Raw genomic sequence first — 22439 nt, 5'->3', positions numbered from 1 at the left:
CTTGCCGTTCTTCTATTTTAACGCCACAAACCACAAGATTTCTCTATCTTTGCCATTGAAAATACAAAAACCTATAAATGAAAAAAAGCTTACTACTATTCTACCTTATTTCTATTGCCATAACTTTTGCTACACAAGATTCCTTCTCTCAAAAAAAAAGTTTTTTGCTTACAGGAACAGTAAAAGATGCTGAAAATGGCATGCCTCTTGAAAATGCTAATATTCTCTTTTCTGGATTAACTTTCGGTACACAGACAGATTCGTCAGGAAATTTTTCCATATTTCTTCCAGCCACATCTTATCAGATTGTTGTAAGAATGTTGGGTTACAAAATTAAAATCGAAAGATTTACGCTTAATAAAGACACTAAATTTGATGTTGTTTTGGATAAAGTGCCTCGTTTGCTCGATGAAGTGGTAATTACGGCTGAAAAAGCGGATGCAAACGTTAATCGAACAATCATGGGTGTTGAAAAAATATCAGGCAAAACCATGAAAAAATTACCCACACTCATGGGCGAAGCCGACGTTATCCGTAGTATCATGCTTTTGCCAGGTGTAACAACCGTTGGTGAAGGAGCTTCAGGGTTCAATGTTAGGGGCGGAAATGTTGACCAAAATTTGGTACTTTTAGACGGTATTCCACTTTTTAACACCTCTCATTTATTTGGTTTTTTTACGGGTTTTAATGCCGATATGGTACAAGATGTGAGTCTTTTCAAAGGAGGAATTCCATCTATGTATGGTGGCAGAGCATCTTCGGTGTTAGACGTAAGACTGAAAGAAGGCAATTTTGATAAATGGAGTTTACAAGGTGGTGTTGGCCCAATTTCGAGTCGTTTACTTCTTGAAGGTCCAATTTTTAAAGGAAAAACCTCAATCATTATTGGTGCAAGAGCTTCATTATCAGACTTTTACTTGAAATACTTCAATAATGAATCTTTAAAAAACAGTAAAGCTAATTTTTATGATATTAACGCAAAAATTACGCATAGATTCGGAAAAAACCAGCGAATTTCAGTGGCAGCTTATACAAGTAATGATGCTTTTAAATTTGCCCAAGATACACTCTATTATTGGAATACCCGTAATATCAACTTTAAACATAATGCTCTGATTGGAGCTAAAATTTCTCATAATTTTACCGCATTTCTGAGCAAATATCAATACGGAATAAAAGGACTAAAACCACAATTTGAGTATAACTGGCAACCATCAATTACTCAAAAATCAATTCGAGAGGATTTGAGTTACGAATTATCAAATAAAAATAAATTTGATTTTGGAGGTGATTTTAGTATTTACAAAAATGATGCAGGAAGTTTGTTACCGAATGCCGAACAATCAATTATCGAAGTATTCCGAATGCCTGTTCAGCAATCAAGAGAAATGTCGATTTATGCGGGTCATAGCCTAACTTTAAGTCCGAAACTAAGCATTGATTATGGCCTTCGATATGCTTTTTATCAGCTTGTTGGTCCAGGAGATTATTATAATTATCAGTCTGGTAAACCAAGAGAAATTTCGACGATTATTGATACTTTGACTTATAAAAAAGGCTCAGTAATCAAATCTTACGGCGGTTTTGAGCCTCGTTTTTCATTGGCTTTTAAAATGGATTCGAGTTTGTCTATCAAAATTGGTTTCAATCGAATGCAGCAATTTATGCACTTACTTTCAAATACAATGGCAATTTCTCCAGCAGATATTTGGAAAAACAGCAACAGCCAATTGCCTCAACAAATTGCTGACCAATTTTCGATTGGTGTATTCAAAAACTTCAATAATGCCCAAAATAATACTTTTGAAACTTCCGTCGAAGTTTATTACAAAAACCTCAAAAATGTTATTGATTACGTTGATGGAGCAGCACTTTATCTAAATCCAACGGTCGAAACCCAGCTTATCGTTGGAAAGGGTTATGCCTACGGAGCTGAGTTTTTTATCAAAAAATCTCGTGGAAAAAAGCTAACTGGCTGGATTTCATATACTTATGCACGAACTTTCCGTCAAATCCAAGCCAATGAAAACCAAACTGCTGCAAACTTTGGTTTGAGATTTCCTGCAAATTTTGATTCTCCACATAACATAAAATTTGTCTTAAATAATCGTTGGACAAAACGGATTTCGTTCAATGCCAATTTTACTTACAATACTGGCCGACCGATTACTTACCCCAATGGTCGCTATAAAATCTATGCTTACAACGATGTTTATGATTACATGGTTGCCAATGGCTTAAATCCTAGACAAGGATTAGATAAAAAGAGCTACGTTTATAATGGACAAACCTATGTTTTCTTGGATAATGCTACGATTCAAGAAACATTGGATGGTTATGCGTCACCAAGCTTTACGCTCAGGAATGCCGAACGAATACCTGATTATTTTAGGTTAGATTTAGGTATTACTCTCGACCCAAAAGAGAAAAGTAAAATGAACGGCAGTTGGAATTTCTCGATTTACAATATTCTGAATCGTCAGAATGTTTATTCCATTTATTTCAAATCTTCAACAGGTTTGCGAAACTTGGCTCGAACCTACAAACTCTCTGTTTTAGGAGCTGCTATTCCATCTTTAACCTATAACTTTAAATTTTAATGAAAAAAATAGCCTTTTTCCTCATACTCTGTTCGTTATTTTTTTCGTGTGAAACAGAAATTGATAACTTTCAAACCAAAAATCTGAGTACAGCAATTGTTGTTTACGGAGAAATAACAAACCAAAATGGCCCATATTCTGTAAGAATCAATCATACAACTTCATACTCTCCTTACGATATAACCGCATTTCAAGGAGATGCCATAAAAAATGCTGACGTAAAAATCATTGATGGATTAGGAAATATCACTCAACTTACCGAAATAAGTGGTGGATATTATCAAACAAGTCCATTATTTAAAGGAATTCCCAATCAGAAATATCAATTAAAAATCAAAACTTCCGATGGAATTGAAATAGAATCAACACTCGAAGAGCTAAAAACACCGACGCCATTGAGTGAATTTACACATAAATTTATCAATGCGGATAATGTTGAAGATATGCGATTTGACTTAAAAGCTTCTATCAAAGACTCTAAAGAAACCGAAGATTATTATTTCATCAAACGTCAAGATTTTATCCAATTTCTGACAACTTGCCCCGCACCACCACCACCGCCTGCTCCAGTACCTATCTGTTACTCAAAATGTTGGCGAGCTCCGCTCAATACACAACCTTTATTGGTAAATGACTTTTTGGTGAACGGAAAAAATATTCCTATCGAACTCGGTAGCGTAAATCTATACGATTTTCCCGATTGGATTGTACAACTTGATGTTTATTCTGTTTCAAAAGAAACTTACACTTATTGGAAACGCCAAGAAGACCAAAGAATAATCGGCGGTGGGCTTTTTGATAAAATTCCAGCACAAATTATCGGCAATTTGAAATGTACCAACAGAGCAAATCAGGAGGTTTTGGGTCTTTTTCAGGTAGGTGGCGTTTTGAGACAACGCCTAACGGTTGATCGTTATAACTCAATTACGAGCGAAATACTTCAAAAAGTACAGTTTTATGCTGATTTTCATAACATCCGCCATAAAGATGCCCCACTTTGGGATTGTCAAAAAGCTGGTTTTATAGATTATAACATCGGTTATAACTTGCCTAAAATATTCTAAAAACGTACGCCAGCTATTGATTGATTTGTTGATTATCATGCAATTACTTGCAAATAACTACACAAGTACTGAAATTGCAGGAAATTTGAAACAAGGTTAATCTATGGACTATGGTCAAAGACCATTGACTAAAATATGAGCGTAGTAAAAAAATTAGCGAGCGATACAGCTCTCTACGGAATCAGTAGTATTGCAGGACGATTTTTAAATTGGCTTTTGGTGGCTGTTCATACACGTGTTTTTGAGCAGCCTCGATTATTAGCCGACAATAATCAACTCTACGTTTATGTCGTTTTGCTAAATATTCTTTATACTTATGGCATGGAAACTGCGTTTTTTCGCTATGCCAACAAAAAAGAAAATCGACAAGAATATTATAACTTGATACTCTCATACATCATTCTGACGAGTCTAATCTTTTCTACCGTTATCTATTTTTTCGCTACACCAATTATCAATTGGATGGGTTTTCCAGGAAAAGAAAGGTTAATCGTTTGGTTTGCAATAATTTTGGCAACTGATGCCATTGCAGCGATTGCGTTTGTGAAATTACGAGCAGAAAGTAGAGCAAAACGTTTCGTTTTCATTCGATTAAGTAATATTTTTATCAATATTGGGCTAAATGCCTTTTATTTAATGTTTTGTAAATATATCCATGAAGGCCTTTTCTTACCAACGTGGAAACCATTTGCAGACTTTTTCTACAACCCTGCCGTCGGGCCAGATTATATCGTTTGGGCAAATTTCATTGCAAGTTTAATAACAATTTTGCTTTTGTGGCGAGAGTTTATAGATTTCAAATTTTCTTTTGATTTTCAAAAATTCAAACCTGTTCTAATTTACGCCTATCCCCTACTCATTATGGGCCTGGCAGGAGCAATCAACCAAACAGCCGACCGACTAATGTTCAGCGAAATTCTTCCTGAAGGTTTTTATGAGGGTTTAAGTACCAAAGCCGCTTTTAGTATTTACGCCAATGTTTATAAATTATCAATTTTCATGTTGCTTGTTGTGCAAGCCTACCGTTATGCGGCCGACCCGTTTTTTTTCTCGAAAGCAGAAGATAAAAACTCCCCTTCTATGCTCGCTTTAGCCACCAAATGGTTTACGATTGCTTGTATTTTGATTTGGGTTGGTGTGAGTATCAACATTGATTTGATTAGCTTAATTTTGGGTAAAAACTACCGTTCTGGAATTATCGTTGTGCCGATTTTGCTATTAGCAAACTTATTCATCGGAGTTTACCAAAACATATCAATGTGGTTTAAATTAAGCGATAAAACGCATTTTGGCACTTATTTTACCATTATCGGGATGGTTCTGACGGTCATTCTAAATATTATTCTTATTCCGATTTTGGGCTACGTAGGTTGTGCGGTTACGTTTGCTTTTTCATCGTTTGTTATGATGATTTTATGTTACTATTATGGTCAAAAATATTACCCTATTCCTTATGAATTAAAATCAGTAAGTATTTATCTCATTGTTGCTGCGGTGTTGATTTATGCTTCTTGGCAATTCAAAATCGAAAACCCTTATTTAGCTGTTCCATTCCATATTTTGTTGAGTATATTATTTCTTTCGGGAATCATTTTTTTGGAAAGAAAAAGTTTAGGAATCAATTTCAAAGGAAAACCAAAACATAAAAGTACCGAATAATATTTCATTTAAGTACTTTCATTATCCAAAACTATGTGCTTTTGTCACTTTGAATTACTAAAAAATGAACACCGAATTTTCTTTTATCATCATATCTTTTAACGAAGAACAGCACCTTCCACGATTGCTTGAGTCAATCAAAGAACTCAATGCCGAAACGTTTATTTTAGATTCGGGAAGTACTGATAAAACGCTCGAAATTGCGGCTAACTATGGTGCGACCGTGAAATATAATAAGTTTGAAAATCATCCAAAACAATGGGATTTTGCTTTAAAAAACTTTCCAGTAAAAACTCCATGGACAATTGGGCTTGATTCTGACCATATCGTTTTACCCGAATTATTAGCTTTATTGAAAGATTTTAAGGACAAAAATCTACCTTCGGATGTCAATGGAATTTTCTTCAATCGAAAAAACTACTTTAAAGGACGTTGGCTCAAACATGGTGGGTATTTTCCGAAATTTCTAATGAAAATGTTTCGTACTGGCGTCGGCTTTTCGGACTTAAACGAAAATATGGATCATCGGTTCGTGGCTGAAGGCAAAAATATTGTTTGGGACAAAGGTTATTTAAAAGAAGAAAATCTCAAGGAAAACCGAATTAGTTTTTGGATTGAAAAACATAATAAATACAGTGATCAAGTAGCACGTGAAGAAATTGAACGAAAAAAACAATTACGCAATCAAACCATTAAACCTGATTTTTTTGGAAATCCTGACCAAAGAATAGCTTTTTTAAAGAAAATTTGGTGGGATATGCCTCTTTTTGTTCGACCATTCCTCTATTTTTTTCACCGATATTTTATTCAACTAGGTATTTTGGACGGCAAAGAAGGAATGATTTTTCATTTCCTGCAAGCACTTTGGTTTAGATTTGTGGTAGATGTGAAGATTTTTGAGATTGAAAACGAAGAAAAGCAGAAAAACGAGGCAAACAAATGAATAAATCAATAAGTATTTTGGGTTGTGGTTGGTTGGGATTACCACTTGGTAAACATTTCTCAGATAAAGGATATACCGTAAAAGGAAGCACAACTAATGAAGAAAAGCTATCTATTTTAACAAAAAATGGTATTGAGTCTTTTCGTATTCAACTTAATCCACAAGTTGTTGGCGAAAATGTGGATAACTTCTTAAATACAGAAACCCTTTTGATAAATATTCCGCCACGCACCAGTTTACAAAAAGTTGATGCCCATGTAGAACAAATAAGCGAATTTTTACAACTTGTAAAAATGTATTCTACTAAAAACATTATTTATGTAAGTTCAACCTCAGTTTATCCAGAGTTAAATCGAGAAATTTTTGAGGAAGATGTCACAACTCCCGAACAATCGGCAAGCCCGACGATGGTAAAAGCTGAGAATTTATTGAAGGAATTTTGTACTTTTCATGAGATTAACCTTACAATTTTACGCTGTGGTGGGCTAATGGGTTACGAGCGAATTCCTGCAAAATATTTTTCGGGTTGGAAAGGGTTAACCACTGGACAAATTCAAGTAAATTATATTCATCGTGACGATGTAATTGGAATCGTAGAGACAATTATTGAACAAAACATTTGGAACGAAACATTCAATATTGTTTCACCTATTCATCCGACAAGAAAAGAAATTTACGCTAAAAATTGTGAAGAATTAGGTTTTGAAATGCCTGAATTTGTGCTACCTAGTGAGTTACAACCATTCAAAATAATTAGTCCAAAAAAATGGATTGATTACTCTAAATATAGTTTTATCTACGAAAATCCACTTGATTATTTTTACAAAAGAATTGTTTAAAATTAATGCGAATGGCTATGGCAGGCTCTTCGGTGAGAATTCCAGTTTACCCAATAAGCCGAAGCCATTGACAATGCCCCGATTACGTTAAAAAGAACTTCATAAATGCCTTTTACTAGAAATAAACCCGAAAAATTGAACACCAACGCAATACTCAAGAGCCGAAGTGGCAAAGGATTTTGATGATTTCGGTAATCTTTTATCAATAAAAAAACAGCCAAGATTGCACTGATGCCAATCAAATAAATTTCAGATTTCTCACTTAAAAAATTTTGTCCCAAAAACGGAAGTGCTGTCATCAAAAATGGCATTGCCAAACAATGAATCGTGCAAAGGATTGAAAGCCACAAGCCAACTTTATTGAGTGTATGGTAATGAGTGAATATTTTTCGCATAAAAACTTAATCCATGTTCGTATTTACAAGCGTAGCTCCGCCTAATAATGATGCAAAGGTACGATAATGCAACATCATTGCAAATAAATTGGTTCAAGTTTAAAAAATTATTATTTTCAGTACGATTCCTTTGTGCTTGGGAAATCAGAGGATTTTACGTCTTTGGTATAATTGATTACGGCTTCGGTCATAATAGCATGCAAATCTGCATAACGACGCAAGAATCGAGGTGAAAAATCATTATTAATTCCTAGCATATCGTGTACTACTAAAATTTGTCCATCACAGCCATTTCCTGCACCAATACCAATGGTTGGGATATTGACTGATTCAGTTACCTTTTTTGCTAATATGGCAGGAATTTTCTCTAAAACCATTCCAAAACAGCCAACTTCGTCAAGCATTTTGGCATTTGCCATCAATTGTTCAGCTTCTTCATCTTCTTTGGCTCGCACAGCATAAGTGCCGAATTTATAAATAGATTGAGGCGTCAATCCTAAATGTCCCATCACCGGAATTCCTGCACTCAAAATCCGCTCAATTGACTCTTTAATTTCTATTCCACCTTCTAGTTTTACTGCATGTCCACCCGATTCTTTCATAATTCTGATAGCCGAACGCAAAGCTTCTTCGGAATTGCCTTGGTAAGAACCAAACGGCAAATCGACTACAACCAATGCTCTTTTTACACCTTTTACTACCGCTTGGGCGTGATAAATCATATTATCGAGCGTAATTGGTAAAGTTGTTTCATAACCAGCCATCACATTTGAAGCCGAATCTCCCACTAAAATCAACTCCACACCTGCCGCGTCAACGATTTTTGCCATTGAATAATCATAGGATGTCAAGCAAGCAATTTTTTCGCCTTTACGTTTAAGTTCTTGTAGCGTATGCGTTGTTACACGCTTAATTTCATTATGTACAGACATTTATCTTTGAGAATTGTAATTAATAATTAAGAAAGTTAGATCAAAAATTTACCTTGGAATAAGCCACCCTTCGGGGTTTAAATGCTCGCTATTATGCCAAATTTGGAAGTTGATTTCCGTTGCCCCGCCAGATTCTCCAGCAGTGCCAATGGTTTCTTTAGAAGCTACTTTTTGCCCAATTTTTAAAAATATTTGACGAAGATTAGCATAAACCGTAAAATATTCTCCGTGTTGAATCAGTACTACATTGCCAAGACCAGGAATTTCAGTAATATCTTTTACTTCGCCAGCATATACCGAACGAACAGTTGCATTGGTTGAAGTCTGAATATCAATTCCATTATTATTTATCAAAACACCGTTCAAAACTGGATGCTCTTTTATACCAAATCTATCTGAAATAAATCCTCGTTGAACTGGCCAAGGCAAACGAGTTCTTGAAGCTGCAAAAGATCTACCCAAAGCTGCATCTTTATCATCAAGGTCTTTTTTGGGCTTCTCGTTTATTCGTTTTTGGGGTTTACTTTTAGCTAATTTCGCATCTCTGTCTTGTTTTAATTCTCTTTCTCGATTTTTTCGGGCAATTTCTCGAGCAACTACATTGGCAATAGATGCTTCCAAACGATTCACCGATTTTTTGGTAGCTTCAATTTCATTTCTCAAATCTTTTTCTTTTTTCGACAACTCACCAACCATCTCTGTTTGACGATTTTTGAGTTGTTCGAGGTATTGTGCTTCTGTTAATTTTGCAGAAATAATTCGTTTTTTATCCGATTTCTTGCCTTCCAAATTCGATTGTCGTTCTCGAAGTAAAGCCACTACTTTTGCAATTTGAGCTAATTGAGACTTTCGATTATCGGTATATTGCTGTAAATATTTATACCTCATTATCAAATCATTGAACGATGAAGAAGAGAATAAAAAGCTTAATTTATTGATTTTTCCACTTGCTTTTGATGCACTATAAAGCATTGCAGCATATTCTTTTTGAAGCGTATCAAGTTTTTGTTCGAGATTATTTTTTGCTCCAATAATATCTTGCATTTCCATGTCAATCAGCTCCATATCCTGTTCCATGAGTCCAATTTGCTCTTCTTGCGACGAAATTTGCTCCTTTATTGCCTTTATTTTTCCAACGGTTACTTCTTTCTTTTCTTGTGTACTTTCTAAAGCTTGCTTGGTTTCGGCAATTTTTTCAAGATTTCGTCTTTTTTCACTTTCGAGTTGGGCTCGGCTTTTTTTCTTACGTTGAGCAAAAGCATCAGTACTCGTAAAAATACTAAGCACTGAAACCCAAACCAGCAAATATGTTAATGTTTTAAAAGTCATTTTGGGGAAATATTCATATTCAGCAACAGCATTCATCCATTTTTTTCACACACCTGCTGATATTAAAGAATTATTTGGGCAAATACGATTTGGGAATGCTAAACAAAAAACCTGGACTTTGGTCAAGAATCTCGATTTTATTGTGTTGTAAATTGATTGTAGTTTGGATATTTTGACCATTTTTTGGGGCATCAATATTCGCTTTTATTTCCTGCGGAATCAACAATTCGCTGATAGACAAGAAATTAGCATAATTAATCTCCATTTTACTGCCACCTGTCGAATCGCTGGCATTCACTTTTTGGAGTTTCAAGGATGGTTCGGCAATAAAGTTTTCGACCGACACAAATCCTTCTTTTTGTTTGACTAGAAAACCGCCTTCTTGCTTCAAAACTTCATCAAATTCTCGTTTCTTGAGTGGCATATTTCCAATCAAAATAGATTGAACAAGGTCATAATTGATATTGAAATTGAACTGTTTACTCAAACTCACAAAATCGTATTTGTAATAAGTTCTACGAAGGCGGTCTAAAAAAATAACCGAGTCTTTGGTAATAATCCCTCTCGCTCCTTCTAAACCAACCACAATTGACAACCAAATAATACTATCTTTTTTGATATGAATATTTACTGGAAAACTTTGCTCTTCACCTCCTGATGAAAAATTAACCTTCGATTTAAGGTTCAAATATTTAAAGTCGATTTCCGCAGGATTGACGTCAATTTTTACAACAACTGGTGCTTCAACTTTAGGTTGTTCAATCGGTGTTTCAATTTTAACTACTTCAGAAGTTAATGTATCGACCACAACAATTTCTTTCTTGTGCAATTTATGACGTTTGCAAGAAGAGGCTGAAAATAATATAAAAACGCTAAAAATAAGAAAAGAGTATTTTGACATTTTATGGGGTATTTTTATCGACGATTTTTATAATTTAAAGTACTTTTTTTATTCTATCAACTGTCCCGATTGAATTTTTTTATCAATACTTTGGCTGTTTTCTCCCATTTGACGGGCTTTTTTCCATTGTTCTAAAGCTTTTGCTTTTTCGCCAAGTTGATACAAAACATCTCCATAATGCTCAATGATTGTTCCACTAACGCCAGTACTTTGATTGATTGCTCTCTCCAAAAACTCACGTGATTTTTGGTATTCTTTCATCGTATAAAGCACCCAAGCATGTGTGTCGAGATAGGTTGCGTTATCGCCAAATTTATCGGTTAAACGAGTGGACAACTGCACAGCACGGCTGAGTTTATCTTTTCTTAATGAAAGATAATAACTATAATTATTCAACACGTGTTCATAATCAGGGTCGGATTTCAAAACTGCTTCATAAGCCTCGTCCGACTTTATATATTTTTTTAGTTCGTTATAAGCATCACCCAAAAGAGCATTGATGTGCTTAGCCAATTCTGGATTATCAACGGCTAAATTTCGAGCTTCTTCGAGCGATGAAATGGCTTTATCGTAATCTTTTTTGGCAAAATTTGCAAAGCCGTTATGGTACCAAAAAAATGATTGATTCGGAAAATACTCAATCGCCTCTTCCGAATGTTTCGCCAAACTATCAATATGGTTCAGTTTTGCATCCAGTTCAACTATTGCCAACCAAACTTCAAAAACTGATTTATCATACAGTGTTGATTTTACATAATTATTTCGTGCGGTTGCCATTTCTCCTTTTTTCATCAACAAATCACCCAAAACGACATACCCTTTCGCTTCATTTGGCGATTGTTTGACTAATTCTTGCGTCAAATTTAGGAGATTTTCTAATGTTTTATCGCTGTTGTCATCTTTCATCATGAGCATATAACTACTCAAAATTTTGAATTTTACTTCAACAGCTAGGTTTTTGTTAGAAAAAGCAACTTGAAGTTCTTCGTTACATTTTTCTAACTCATTTTGTTTTCGGTAAATTTCTGCCAACAATACGTGTGCTTCGGCAAAGTCTGGATTTTTCTTCAGCGAACCTTGAAGCATCTTTATTGCTTGTTCATAACGTTCATTTGAAATCAGAATTTGGGCTTGTTGTACAACATATTCGGGTTCGGTTGGCTCGGAAGCAATCAGGCGATCGCCTTCTTCGATGGCTTTTTCTAACTTATTTTGCTTTAGATAAATCAATTGTTTTTGGTGCGTAATTTCTTCACTTACACCGATGGTTCGCTCAATTTTGTTATAAATTTCAACCGCATCCGAAAATTTTTCTTGCAGGATATAAACATTGGATAATTCAAGATAATTATCAACATCTTGCGGGAATTTATCTGCGAGTTTTTCGTACATCGAAGCTGCTTCTTTGTATCTTTTTTGCTTCGTATAAATTTCGCCTAAAAGCTTGCGATAAAACTTGTTCTCATCATCTATTTTGAGGGCTTTTTCGCTGTAAATCGTAGCATTCGCAAGGTCATTTGTGGCAAAAAAAGATTTCGCCAGCATAAAATTTACACCTGCACTCGTTGGATTTCCTTCGGCCGCTTTCTTGAATAAAGCAATAGCCTTATCATAAGTTTCGGCGATATAATATTTCATTCCTTCAACGAAATATGCTTCTGCTTTTAACTCTTTTTCTGAAATGCCTTCATTCTCAGTTTTTTTGTTTTTCTGAGCTACCGAATAAATCGGCAAAGCAAGTAAGGCAATATATATTATCTGTTTAAACTTCATTGTTGATTTTTATGTAGCAATTAAAACGCTAAAAAACACAAAATATTACCACTTAATGACGCAAGATTCTTGCCAAAGAATAGTCAAAGTTCTTAATTTTTCCTGATAAAATAGCTATATTCGAGGCATTCTTTTGGTACTTCAATTATACAAATGAATCTGGTGAGAGCTTCAAATCAGTTGATTCCTACAAAAAATATAATATCAATCAAATCAAAAGCAAAGTTTGCCAATAGTAACTACTTGTTTTGGCAAGATAATTGAAATATTTTTGTGTAACCTAATAATAACCCTTAAAAATGGCAAAACAAAAACCACAAGCCAAACAAGTACCCAAGAAAGAGGTCGTTTCGCAAGTAAAAGCCGAACAAATATCTAATAATCAAGCACTTAGCTTCCAACAAGAGCAAAGTATAACTCGATGGCTTCCTGCAATTTTTGCTTTACTTATTTTTGTAAGTTACATTCCAGTTTGGCAAAACCAATTTGTTTGGGACGATAAACCTTATATTTTGCTCAATGATTTAGTGAAGAATTTTGACTTAAAAGCCATCTTTACAGATTACGTTGTTGGTAATTATCATCCATTTACGGTACTTTCTTTTGCCATCGAATATGCTCTCGTTAAAGAACAAACATGGCTTTATCACCTCGATAACCTTATTTTACATACGGTTAATAGCTGGTTGGTTTTTAGACTTTTGCAAAAACTAAACGGCAATTTTTTGGTGTCACTTTTTACTTCAATGCTCTTTGCTATTCATCCGCTTCATGTTGAATCAGTTGCTTGGGCAGCAGAACGAAAAGATGTGCTTTATACCTTGTTTTTGCTTTTGTCAATGTGGTATTATTTGAAGTTTGACGATACCAAAGACATGAAATGGTACATTGCTTCAATATTACTTTTCTTGGCTTCTTGTATGTCGAAAGGGATGGCGGTTGTTTTGCCAGCTTTGCTTATAATTACAGACTACTGTTTCTTGAAAAAGCCGATTAATTTACAGCTTTTCTTGAATAAAATACCTTATTTTATCATTACGTTTATTTTTGCCTACCTAGCCACACACGCACAAAAAGACGCAGGGGCTGACGCTTCAACCGTAATTGGGAATGCTTATACAACTGGCGAACGCACTTTAATGGTTGCTTATTCTTTTTGCTTTTATTGGGTAAAAACAGTTGTTCCTTTCAAACTTTTTGCTTTTTATCCCTATCCTACCAAGCTCAACGGTAATCTTCCTAGCACTTATTCATTGGCATTTTTAGGTGCAATTATCCTAATTGGTGCTTTGTTTTGGTTTGGCCGAAAAGACAAACGTATATGGTGGGCAGGTGCATTTTTTACAATTGCAGTTTCGACAGTTCTGCAAATTTTACCTGTCGGTAGTGCGTTGGTTGCCGACCGTTATTATTACCTTTCTTCGATTGGCCCATTGTTTTTGATTGGCTTGATTTTCAGCAAATTATACCTTAAAACAAAGGCTATTTTACCCATCTTTGGCGTATTGGTCTTGGTTCTTTGCGGACTTTCTTACAAACAAGCTGGTACTTGGAAAAACGGTCTTGCTTTGTTTGCTGATGCCGATAAAGAATATCCAAACGACGCCATGATTTTGAGTAATTTAGGATGGTATTATTTGGAACAAAAAGAATTTCCAACCTCAAAACAATACCTTATTCGTGCCGATGAAGGTGGTTTTAAAAATGGAGATGTTTGCCGAACAATTGGCTCAATGTTTTTAGACGAAGGCGATTATAAAACTGCTCTTAAATATTTTGAGCGTGCAAGCCAATATTTACCAAAATCTAACCGAACAAATTGGCTTTTTGCAACAGCCTATTATAGATTAGGAGATATGACAAACGCCGAAAAATATTACTATGATGCTGTCACCAACGAACCCAAAAATGCAGAATATTGGAATGTATATGGTTTAGCTTTGACTGGAACTGAAAAATTTGACGATGCCAGAAAGGCTTTCGATGAAGCAATAAAATTACAGCCCGACTTGTGGGATGCTTATCTCAATCATTCGTTTACTTATCGAAAAGAGAAAAAATTTGACCAAGAAATCAAAGAATTACAAGCATTAATTGAGAAAAACCCAGATTATTTGACTGCTTACCGCAATATTGGCGTTACTTTCGTTGAGCTAAAACAAGACCAAAATGCAATCGAATACTGGAAAAAAGGTGCATTAAAAGATAATACAGGCGAGTATGAATACAATATTGGTATCAATTATGTTTCTCGTGGAGATATAAAAACCGCTACCGAATGGTACATAAAATCTGCTCGAGAAGGCAATGCCAATGCCAAAGGTATTTTAGAGAAAAACGGCGTAAAATATTAAAAACAAAGAATCCCTGATAACTTTATCAGGGATTCTTTATTTCAACTTTATCTCAAAACGATTAGATATACTGATTAATAATCATTTCGAATAACTCTTGTTTACCACTGATTTGTTGCGGTTCGCCGTTGGCTAATGCAATACGATGTAAATCTTCTAAGCTTAATTTTCCAGCTTCGTACAAAGCACCATCACCGCTATTAAATGAAGCATAACGATTGGCACGGAGTTTCTTGTATTCTGATTTTTCAAGGATATCATTCGCTATCAATAAAGCACGAGCAAAAGCATCCATACCAGCAATGTGAGCAATGAAAATATCTTCTAAGTCTGTTGAATTTCTACGCGTTTTAGCATCGAAGTTTACTCCACCAGTTACAAGGCCACCTGCTTCCAAAATCACTAACATTGCTTCCGTCAATTCAAACAAATCAACTGGAAATTGGTCAGTATCCCAACCATTTTGATAATCACCACGGTTAGCGTCAATACTTCCTAACATGCCCGCATCAGCAGCCATTTGAAGCTCATGAGCAAAGGTATGTCCAGCCAAAGTAGCATGATTTACCTCAACATTTAATTGGAAATCTTTGTCTAAACCATAGTTACGCAAGAAACCAATAACTGTTTGAGCGTCATAATCGTATTGGTGTTTCGATGGCTCACATGGTTTTGGCTCGATGTAGAATTTACCTGTAAAACCTTGTTTACGGGCATAATCACGAGAAATTGTCAGGAATTGAGCTAAATGGTCAATTTCTTTTTTGGTATTTGTATTCAACAACGACATATAGCCTTCACGACCTCCCCAAAATACGTAACCTTCACCACCCAATGCAATCGTTGCATCAATTGCATTTTTTACTTGAAAACCACCGTGAGCAACTACCGAAAAATCAGGATTAGTCGACGCACCGTTCATGTAACGTTTGTGCGAAAACAAATTGGCAGTTCCCCAAAGCAATTTTACGCCACTTTCTTGTTGCTTCAATTTGGCTAAAGCAGCTATTTCTTGAACATTTTTTTCAAACTCAGCTTGAGAATTTCCTTCTGGAGCAATATCAATATCATGGAAACAATAATAAGGAGTTCCTAATTTTGTCATAAACTCAAATGCTGCATCCAATTTATCTTTAGCTGCATCCATCGGTGTTTTGGCCAAATCCCAAGGAAAAACTTTAGTTCCTGGGCCAAATGGGTCGCCACCATTACCACAGAATGTATGCCAGTAAGCTGTTGCAAAACGAAGGTGTTCTGCCATTGTTTTACCAGCAACTATACGATTTGCATCATAAAATTTGAATGCTAAATAGTTATTTGATTCTTTTCCTTCGTAAGCAACTGCGTTTTTTATGAATGGAAAATACTCTTTCTGACCAAGAGTGATGTTAAGCTTCGACATGGTTTTGATGTTTTGAAATCGTTCTAAAGATTAAATATCTGGTGCGAAGTAAATTATTAAGTGTCAATTTTACAATTAATTTTAAATAATTATTTTTAGCACGATTATAAAGATTACAAGATAAGTATAATTATTGATTGGAAATCGAAATAAACTTTTGATATTGTTTTTGCTTGAAAAGAATTAATTTTGATAAAAATACTTGAAATATGAGTACATTAGAGAAAACGAAGAAGCAATATATTACCGTTGAGGAATATTTTGCAATGGAGGAGCAAAGCGAAATTCGCCATGAATATTTTGATGGAGAAGTTTTTGCAATGGCTGGAACCTCGTTGAATCATAATGAAATAGTGCAGAATATTGCGGGTAAATTACGTACAGAATTTCGTCCAAAGGGCTGTAAAATCTTAGTTGAAAGCGTAAAATTGGAGGTAATTAAACGTTATTATTACCCCTACCCTGATGTCATGTTGACTTGTGACAAAGAAGATTCAAATGCAGAATATTTAATAAAGAATCCGATTTTGATTGTAGAGGTTTTATCAAAATCTACTATGTCGCATGATAGGATTTTTAAATTAAGACGTTATAAAACAATTCCTTCTTTGCAATATTACTTGATTGTTTCACAGTATGAACATTTGGTAGAATTATATAGCCGCTTTGATGATTCATCCTCTTGGTTATATGATATTTATGAAAACAAAGAAGACATCATCAGCTTTCAAAAACTTAATCTAACACTTTCTTTATCAGACATTTATGAAGCAATCGAAATTCGAGATGAAGATAAAGAAAGTGATTATTTGAAAGGTTAAATCATCTATTTATACTTAAACAATATTCTATATTGTCTTCATGCAAAATAAACTTCTTTTTTAAAAAAAAATGGTTATTTATACTAACAATTTTTGTTATTATGATACCTATTATATTTTACTTAAAAACCTTCACAATTCAGAGTAAACAAACATCCGATTGGTCTAACTTTACCACATTTTTTGCTGCATTTATCTCACTTGCAAATCTACTGGTATTTATATATTTTTCTGATTTACTTTATAAGTACAATTTAAAGAAAGATAAACAAATAGAAGAAAAGGAAAAACAAATCGAAGCCTTAGAAAAACCCATTTTAACTTTTAGTAAAACTAAAGAGTCAATATATGAAGTTACGAATATTGGAAGAGGAGCTGCTTTAAATGTTAAAGTATTTGTAAATCAAAAAGTACAGGGTGATAAAGATGAATATAAATGCTGGGGATACAGATGTTATTCTATGTATATTCATCAAACAATATTACTAGAAAATACATCAAATTGTATAGAAATTGGAGCTAAATATACTGATATTTTTGGAAATGAATTTAACTCTTATATGACGGATTATTCCTTAAAGATATTTGATTTACGTCTTGATTTACCATCAATCCCTTTACTTGTCGGCCCAGAACCTACGCTTTATCCTTTGTAGTCTCTAACATAATATATTTTCTCCCCTCAAAATATCGTATCAAACAACAAATAGCTATTCAAGGCGATGATGATAAATGTCACTATCCAAGCGGTATATTTTACATACGCAGGATTCGCAAATTCGCCCATTTTGAGTTTATCTGATGTAAACATTACCAAAGGAACAACCGCAAAACTCAACTGCAAGGATAATATCACTTGGCTTAGTACAAGTAAGTCAGAAGTGCCTTTTTCTCCGTAAATAATTGCCACAACCAACGCTGGAATAATCGCTACAAGTCTAGTAATCAATCTTCTAAGCCACGGTTTTAGTTGAATATTCAAAAAACCTTCCATCACTATTTGTCCAGCGAGCGTACCTGTAAGGGTTGAGTTTTGACCAGCCGCCAATAAAGCAACAGCAAAGAAAAGTCCTGCCAATTTCACACCCAAAATCGGGTCAAGCAAAAGATACGCATCCGTAATATCTGCCACTTCTTTATTTCCAGTAAAATGAAACGTGGCTGCAGCCATAATCAAAATAGCGGCGTTGATAAAGAAGGCAATAAATAAGGCCGCGGTAGAATCAATCGTAGCATATTTGATAGCACTTTTCTTGGCAACGTGCGTGTTTTCTATCTTGCGAGTTTGAATTATGCTCGAATGCAAATACAAATTGTGGGGCATCACGGTTGCACCTAAAATCCCGATGGCGATATAAAGCATTTCGGGGTTTGTAACAATCTGACTGCTAGGAATTAGCCCTTTCGATACGGCAATAAAATTTGGTTGGGAAGCTAAAATTTCATACCCAAAACAAAGCAAAATTATCAAAATTAAACCACCAACAATGACCTCAATGATGCGAAAACCCTTGTTTTGTAGAAATAAAATAAAAATTACATCAATCGCTGTGATCAGAATTCCATAAGTTAGCGGAATATTAAAAAGTAAATTCAAGGCCACAGCCGCTCCGATTACCTCAGCCAAATCACAAGCGGCAATGGCAATTTCTGCCAAAATCCATAATATAAACGAAACTGGTTTTGAATACGAATCTCTACAAGCCTGTGCTAAATCTCGCCCTGTTACGATTCCTAATTTGAGCGATAAATGTTGCAAAAGCATCGCAAAAAGATTAGAAATCAGAATTACCGAAAGAAGTGTATATCCAAATTTTGCCCCGCCAGCTATATCCGTTGCCCAATTGCCTGGGTCCATATAACCAACGGCAACCATTAATCCTGGCCCAACAAAAGCCGACATTTTTTTCCAAAAGCTCCCTTTTGTATAAACCTTGATACTTCCGTGCACTTCAGGCAAAGAAAGATTACTCGTTGTCGAACGCCACGCTTTATTTCTATGAATGTCTAAATTCTTTTCCATTTTTTGCTATAAACCATTTTTCAATACAAACATAAAACAAAAAATTTGCCAATCAAAATATTTTTTTAGATTAGTCTAAAATTTTGTTTGATTAGACTAAAATTGTAGTTTTGTAAAAGCATTATTTTAGCTAAAGAACCAAAATGACCTCTTTCACCGAAGAAAATTACTTAAAAATCATCTATTTACTTACCGAACGACACAACGGTAATGAGGTGAGTACCAACCAATTGGCTGAGCATACACAGACCAAAGCGGCTTCGGTGTCGGATATGCTACGAAAATTAGCAGAAAAAAACTATATCAATTACCGCAAATATCAAGGTGTAACATTAACTGATGCAGGTGAACAAATTGCGTTGGGTGTAATCAGAAAACACCGACTTTGGGAGGTTTTTTTGGTAGAAAAATTAGGTTTTGGTTGGGATGAAATCCATGATATTGCCGAACAACTCGAACATATTGATTCAAAGGAATTAACAAAAAGTCTCGATGATTTCTTAGGAAACCCTAAATTTGACCCACACGGCGACCCGATTCCTGACTCAAAGGGAAAAATGCCTTCCGTGAGTTACCAGAAACTATCCGATATTCCACTTAATCAATCGGTCGTAATGATGGGGGTTTCGGTGCATTCGCCTTCTTTTTTACAGCACCTCGACAAAAATCAAATTACACTTGGATGCACGTTGAAAATACGTGAAATCAGCGAGTTTGATAAATCTTACAGCATTTTACTTGATGAAAAAAATACTATTTTTGTAAGCAATGAAGTTGCCAGAAATTTATTAGTACAAATGCAAGAATCTTAAATTTTGCTTTGTTAATAGTTCTTAATAAAGCATTTTACCCATCCACAATTCATATCTTTGTATTCAAATCAAAAGATTCTTTTAGGGCTTTCATGAAAATTCTGGATAAATATCTAATTAAACGCTTCCTCAAAACATATTTTTTTGCGGTTTTGGTCATTGTACTTATCATTATGGTGATTGATTTCGTAGAAAAAAATGATGACTTTATTCAGAAAAAAGCTCCAATGCGAGCAATTTTGTTGGCTTACTACGCCAATCTTGCACCTTATTGGGCAAATTATATTAGTCCATTAATGATTTTTATTTCGACAGTTTTTTTTACTGCTCAAATGGCCGCTCACACCGAAATCGTAGCAATTTTGAGCAGCGGCACAAGTTTCCGTCGATTGATGTTACCATATCTAATTGCTTCGTCGATGGTAGCTGTATTGTCATTTGTAATGGTTGGTTGGATTTTGCCACGAGCCAATAAAGTGCGGCTAGCCTTCGAAAGTGTCTATATTAACGATAAATTTTATTTTTCTGATCGAGATTTTCATACCGCAGTTGCACCCAATACTTATGCTTATATGTCGAGCTACAACAACGAAACCAAAACTGGTTATGATTTTACGCTCGAAAAAATTGCTCAAAATAAACTCATAGAAAAACTTTCTGCCAAAAGAATCGAATGGAATGACAGCACTAAACGCTGGAAAATCACTGACTATAAAATTAGGACTTTAGGCATCATGAAAGACAAATTGGTTTATAATGTTGCCTCCAAAGACACCGTTATCAATCTTTCTCCGAGCGATTTTGAAAGTGACAGAAATGTATATGAAACGTTTACGATTCCTGAACTTCGTGAAAGAATTTCGCTCATAAAAAGTAGAGGAGCGGAAGGAATTGAATCGTTTCAAATTGAACTTTACCAACGAATTGTGACACCTTTTGCAGTAATTATTTTATCGTTGATGGGTTTAATTGTCTCGGCTCGAAAATCTCGTGGTGGCGTAGGTTTTCAAATTGCGATTGGTTTCGTGTTAGCGTTTGTCTATATCCTTTTCTTCATTATGTCAAAAGGAATAGCTGAATCGGGTAATATGCCGCCAATTTTGGCTGTTTGGTTGCCAAATATTGTTTTTGCATGCATCGGCACATTTATGTATTTTACAGTTCCAAGATAAGAAATTGAATCCATTTTGAATGAGTAAGTCTGATAAATTTCAATCTAAAAATCGCTCTGACGCACAAACATTCACGCATTCTATCATCAGCTTTATTTGAATAGTACAATAATTTTAAATAAAATTCGAGATTTTACCTCAATAAGTCCTATTTTTGCGGTGAAATTTTGTTAAACTCTAAAAAAATACGCTCGTTTGTAAACGAGTTTGGGCTTATGAAAGTTGTTTTGGCATACAGTGGAGGTTTGGATACTTCCTTTTGTGTAAAATATTTGACCGAAGATTTGGGTCATGAAGTTCATTCTGTATTGGTTGATACTGGCGGATTTACGGAAGATGAAATAAAAGATGTTGAGAAAAAAGCCTATGAATTGGGTGTAAAAAACCATTTTACAGCTCGTATGGTGGACGAATATTACCAAAAATGTATTCGTTATTTGGTTTATGGCAATATCTTGAAAAACAATACTTATCCGCTTTCGGTTAGTGCCGAGCGTATGTTTCAGGCAGTGGCAGTGGCAGAATACGCCAAGAATATTGGTGCTGAAGCCGTTGCTCATGGAAGTACGGGTGCAGGAAACGACCAAGTGCGTTTTGATATGGTTTTCCGAATCGTGTTACCAAACGCTGAAGTAATTACCCCAATCAGAGATTTGAAATTATCTCGTGAAGCAGAAATCGAATATTTAAAATCGAAAGGCGTAGTGCGTGAATGGCACAAAGCGGCTTATTCAATCAATAAAGGATTATGGGGAACATCAGTTGGTGGTCGTGAGACACTAAACTCATACGAGTTCCTGCCAGAAAGTGCCTTCCCAACTCAAGTTTCCAAAACCGATGCGTCTGAAATTTCATTGCAATTTGTTGAAGGAGAATTGAAAGGCGTAAACGGTGAACTTTTTGAAAACCCTGTTCATGCTATTCGTCGTTTATCTGAATTGGCTTCACCTTATGGTATTGGGCGAGACATTCACGTGGGCGATACAATCATCGGTATCAAAGGTCGTGTAGGTTTTGAAGCCGCCGCTCCTTTGATTATCATTAAAGCTCACCATTTATTAGAGAAACATGTTTTGTCAAAATGGCAACAATATTGGAAACAAAACCTAGCAGAATGGTACGGAATGATGCTCCATGAAGGACAATTCTTAGAGCCGTTGATGCGTGATATTGAGAAGTTCTTGGAAAGTATGCAGTCGCACGTAACTGGCGAAGTACGTGTACATTTAGCTCCTTACAACTTCCAATTACTAGGTATTAAGTCAGACTACGATTTGATGTCACCAGTATTTGGTAGCTACGGCGAAATGAACAATGCTTGGAGTGGAGATGACGTAAGAGGTTTCTCAAAAATTATGTCAAATCAAGTAATGATTCATCAGAAAATTGCAGAATTGGCTGAGAAGAAATAAGCAGTCAA

Annotated in this window: 18 protein-coding genes; 11 read left to right on the top strand and 7 right to left on the bottom strand. The window is 35.1% G+C overall.

Features of this window, described 5'->3' with window-relative positions; all coding sequences use genetic code 11:
* Positions 1–77 precede the first annotated feature (77 nt).
* The 5 genes from MJQ71_RS16135 to MJQ71_RS16115 all read left to right on the top strand — a co-directional run bounded on the left by MJQ71_RS16135 (position 78) and on the right by MJQ71_RS16115 (position 7105).
* On the top strand, positions 78–2600 hold the full coding sequence (locus MJQ71_RS16135; RefSeq protein ID WP_238807697.1) for a TonB-dependent receptor: 2523 nt from the start codon (positions 78–80) through the stop codon (positions 2598–2600).
* Positions 2600–3664, top strand: a complete 1065-nt coding sequence (locus MJQ71_RS16130) for a DUF4249 domain-containing protein (RefSeq protein ID WP_238807696.1) — start codon at positions 2600–2602, stop codon at positions 3662–3664. Before MJQ71_RS16135 ends, MJQ71_RS16130 begins: the two co-directional genes overlap by 1 nt.
* Before the next feature lie 135 nt (positions 3665–3799).
* A complete protein-coding gene (locus MJQ71_RS16125) occupies positions 3800–5323 on the top strand; it encodes a lipopolysaccharide biosynthesis protein (protein ID WP_238807695.1) in 1524 nt (507 codons plus the stop codon).
* 64 nt (positions 5324–5387) lie between these two features.
* Entirely contained in the window at positions 5388–6266 is an 879-nt protein-coding gene (locus MJQ71_RS16120) for a glycosyltransferase family 2 protein (RefSeq protein WP_238807694.1), read from the top strand.
* Positions 6263–7105: a Rossmann-fold NAD(P)-binding domain-containing protein gene (locus MJQ71_RS16115; RefSeq protein ID WP_238807693.1), complete on the top strand. Its 843-nt coding sequence runs from the start codon at positions 6263–6265 to the stop codon at positions 7103–7105. The genes MJQ71_RS16120 and MJQ71_RS16115 overlap by 4 nt, the downstream gene beginning before the upstream one ends.
* Before the next feature lie 2 nt (positions 7106–7107).
* Here the strand turns inward: MJQ71_RS16115 and MJQ71_RS16110 are convergent, their stop codons facing one another.
* The 5 genes from MJQ71_RS16110 to MJQ71_RS16090 form a co-directional block, all read right to left on the bottom strand.
* Positions 7108–7500 (bottom strand): MerC domain-containing protein, encoded by a 393-nt coding sequence (locus tag MJQ71_RS16110; protein WP_238807692.1) that lies wholly within the window; start codon positions 7498–7500, stop codon positions 7108–7110.
* Between the two features lie 116 nt (positions 7501–7616).
* Entirely contained in the window at positions 7617–8432 is an 816-nt protein-coding gene (gene panB, locus MJQ71_RS16105) for a 3-methyl-2-oxobutanoate hydroxymethyltransferase (protein ID WP_238807690.1), read from the bottom strand.
* A 48-nt stretch (positions 8433–8480) separates the two neighbouring features.
* Positions 8481–9761: a murein hydrolase activator EnvC family protein gene (locus MJQ71_RS16100; RefSeq protein WP_238807687.1), complete on the bottom strand. Its 1281-nt coding sequence runs from the start codon at positions 9759–9761 to the stop codon at positions 8481–8483.
* A 70-nt stretch (positions 9762–9831) separates the two neighbouring features.
* Positions 9832–10662, bottom strand: coding sequence for a lipoprotein insertase outer membrane protein LolB1 (gene lolB1, locus MJQ71_RS16095; RefSeq protein ID WP_238807685.1), 831 nt, complete (start codon positions 10660–10662; stop codon positions 9832–9834).
* Between the two features lie 48 nt (positions 10663–10710).
* Positions 10711–12435, bottom strand: a complete 1725-nt coding sequence (locus MJQ71_RS16090; protein ID WP_238807684.1) for a tetratricopeptide repeat protein — start codon at positions 12433–12435, stop codon at positions 10711–10713.
* A 299-nt stretch (positions 12436–12734) separates the two neighbouring features.
* On the opposite strand from MJQ71_RS16090, the gene MJQ71_RS16085 reads away from it, so the two are divergent.
* Positions 12735–14789: a tetratricopeptide repeat protein gene (locus MJQ71_RS16085; RefSeq protein ID WP_238807681.1), complete on the top strand. Its 2055-nt coding sequence runs from the start codon at positions 12735–12737 to the stop codon at positions 14787–14789.
* 61 nt (positions 14790–14850) lie between these two features.
* Here MJQ71_RS16085 and xylA read toward each other — a convergent pair whose 3' ends face one another.
* Positions 14851–16191, bottom strand: coding sequence for a xylose isomerase (xylA, locus tag MJQ71_RS16080; RefSeq protein ID WP_238807679.1), 1341 nt, complete (start codon positions 16189–16191; stop codon positions 14851–14853).
* 209 nt (positions 16192–16400) lie between these two features.
* Between xylA and MJQ71_RS16075 the strand changes: the two genes are divergently transcribed.
* The gene (locus tag MJQ71_RS16075; RefSeq protein ID WP_238807678.1) at positions 16401–17012 is read left to right on the top strand and encodes a Uma2 family endonuclease; all 612 of its coding nucleotides are present in this window, start codon (positions 16401–16403) and stop codon (positions 17010–17012) included.
* A gap of 101 nt (positions 17013–17113) precedes the next feature.
* Entirely contained in the window at positions 17114–17668 is a 555-nt protein-coding gene (locus MJQ71_RS16070) for a hypothetical protein (RefSeq protein WP_238807677.1), read from the top strand.
* 26 nt (positions 17669–17694) lie between these two features.
* On the opposite strand, the gene MJQ71_RS16065 is transcribed toward MJQ71_RS16070, so the two are convergent.
* The gene (locus MJQ71_RS16065) at positions 17695–19035 is read right to left on the bottom strand and encodes an Nramp family divalent metal transporter (protein ID WP_238807676.1); all 1341 of its coding nucleotides are present in this window, start codon (positions 19033–19035) and stop codon (positions 17695–17697) included.
* Positions 19036–19178: 143 nt separating this feature from the next.
* Between MJQ71_RS16065 and MJQ71_RS16060 the strand changes: the two genes are divergently transcribed.
* The 3 genes from MJQ71_RS16060 to MJQ71_RS16050 all read left to right on the top strand — a co-directional run bounded on the left by MJQ71_RS16060 (position 19179) and on the right by MJQ71_RS16050 (position 22431).
* On the top strand, positions 19179–19847 hold the full coding sequence (locus MJQ71_RS16060) for a metal-dependent transcriptional regulator (RefSeq protein ID WP_238807675.1): 669 nt from the start codon (positions 19179–19181) through the stop codon (positions 19845–19847).
* A gap of 92 nt (positions 19848–19939) precedes the next feature.
* Positions 19940–21019 carry an LptF/LptG family permease gene (locus tag MJQ71_RS16055; RefSeq protein ID WP_238807674.1) on the top strand — a complete coding sequence of 360 codons (1080 nt, stop codon included), beginning with the start codon at positions 19940–19942 and terminating at the stop codon, positions 21017–21019.
* 215 nt (positions 21020–21234) lie between these two features.
* On the top strand, positions 21235–22431 hold the full coding sequence (locus tag MJQ71_RS16050) for an argininosuccinate synthase (RefSeq protein ID WP_238807673.1): 1197 nt from the start codon (positions 21235–21237) through the stop codon (positions 22429–22431).
* Positions 22432–22439: the final 8 nt, after the last annotated feature.

Origin of the sequence: Emticicia aquatica (genome assembly GCF_923079645.1) — a bacterium.
GTDB lineage: Bacteria > Bacteroidota > Bacteroidia > Cytophagales > Spirosomataceae > Emticicia > Emticicia aquatica.
This window is presented reverse-complemented; position numbering and strand designations above follow the sequence as displayed.

Coding starts and splice junctions, on each gene's coding strand:
- MJQ71_RS16135 (WP_238807697.1), top strand. CDS start 78: ATGAAAAAAAGCTTACTACTATTCTACCTTATTTCTATTGCCATAACT.
- MJQ71_RS16130 (WP_238807696.1), top strand. CDS start 2,600: ATGAAAAAAATAGCCTTTTTCCTCATACTCTGTTCGTTATTTTTTTCG.
- MJQ71_RS16125 (WP_238807695.1), top strand. CDS start 3,800: ATGAGCGTAGTAAAAAAATTAGCGAGCGATACAGCTCTCTACGGAATC.
- MJQ71_RS16120 (WP_238807694.1), top strand. CDS start 5,388: ATGAACACCGAATTTTCTTTTATCATCATATCTTTTAACGAAGAACAG.
- MJQ71_RS16115 (WP_238807693.1), top strand. CDS start 6,263: ATGAATAAATCAATAAGTATTTTGGGTTGTGGTTGGTTGGGATTACCA.
- MJQ71_RS16110 (WP_238807692.1), bottom strand. CDS start 7,500: ATGCGAAAAATATTCACTCATTACCATACACTCAATAAAGTTGGCTTG.
- panB (WP_238807690.1), bottom strand. CDS start 8,432: ATGTCTGTACATAATGAAATTAAGCGTGTAACAACGCATACGCTACAA.
- MJQ71_RS16100 (WP_238807687.1), bottom strand. CDS start 9,761: ATGACTTTTAAAACATTAACATATTTGCTGGTTTGGGTTTCAGTGCTT.
- lolB1 (WP_238807685.1), bottom strand. CDS start 10,662: ATGTCAAAATACTCTTTTCTTATTTTTAGCGTTTTTATATTATTTTCA.
- MJQ71_RS16090 (WP_238807684.1), bottom strand. CDS start 12,435: ATGAAGTTTAAACAGATAATATATATTGCCTTACTTGCTTTGCCGATT.
- MJQ71_RS16085 (WP_238807681.1), top strand. CDS start 12,735: ATGGCAAAACAAAAACCACAAGCCAAACAAGTACCCAAGAAAGAGGTC.
- xylA (WP_238807679.1), bottom strand. CDS start 16,191: ATGTCGAAGCTTAACATCACTCTTGGTCAGAAAGAGTATTTTCCATTC.
- MJQ71_RS16075 (WP_238807678.1), top strand. CDS start 16,401: ATGAGTACATTAGAGAAAACGAAGAAGCAATATATTACCGTTGAGGAA.
- MJQ71_RS16070 (WP_238807677.1), top strand. CDS start 17,114: ATGATACCTATTATATTTTACTTAAAAACCTTCACAATTCAGAGTAAA.
- MJQ71_RS16065 (WP_238807676.1), bottom strand. CDS start 19,035: ATGGAAAAGAATTTAGACATTCATAGAAATAAAGCGTGGCGTTCGACA.
- MJQ71_RS16060 (WP_238807675.1), top strand. CDS start 19,179: ATGACCTCTTTCACCGAAGAAAATTACTTAAAAATCATCTATTTACTT.
- MJQ71_RS16055 (WP_238807674.1), top strand. CDS start 19,940: ATGAAAATTCTGGATAAATATCTAATTAAACGCTTCCTCAAAACATAT.
- MJQ71_RS16050 (WP_238807673.1), top strand. CDS start 21,235: ATGAAAGTTGTTTTGGCATACAGTGGAGGTTTGGATACTTCCTTTTGT.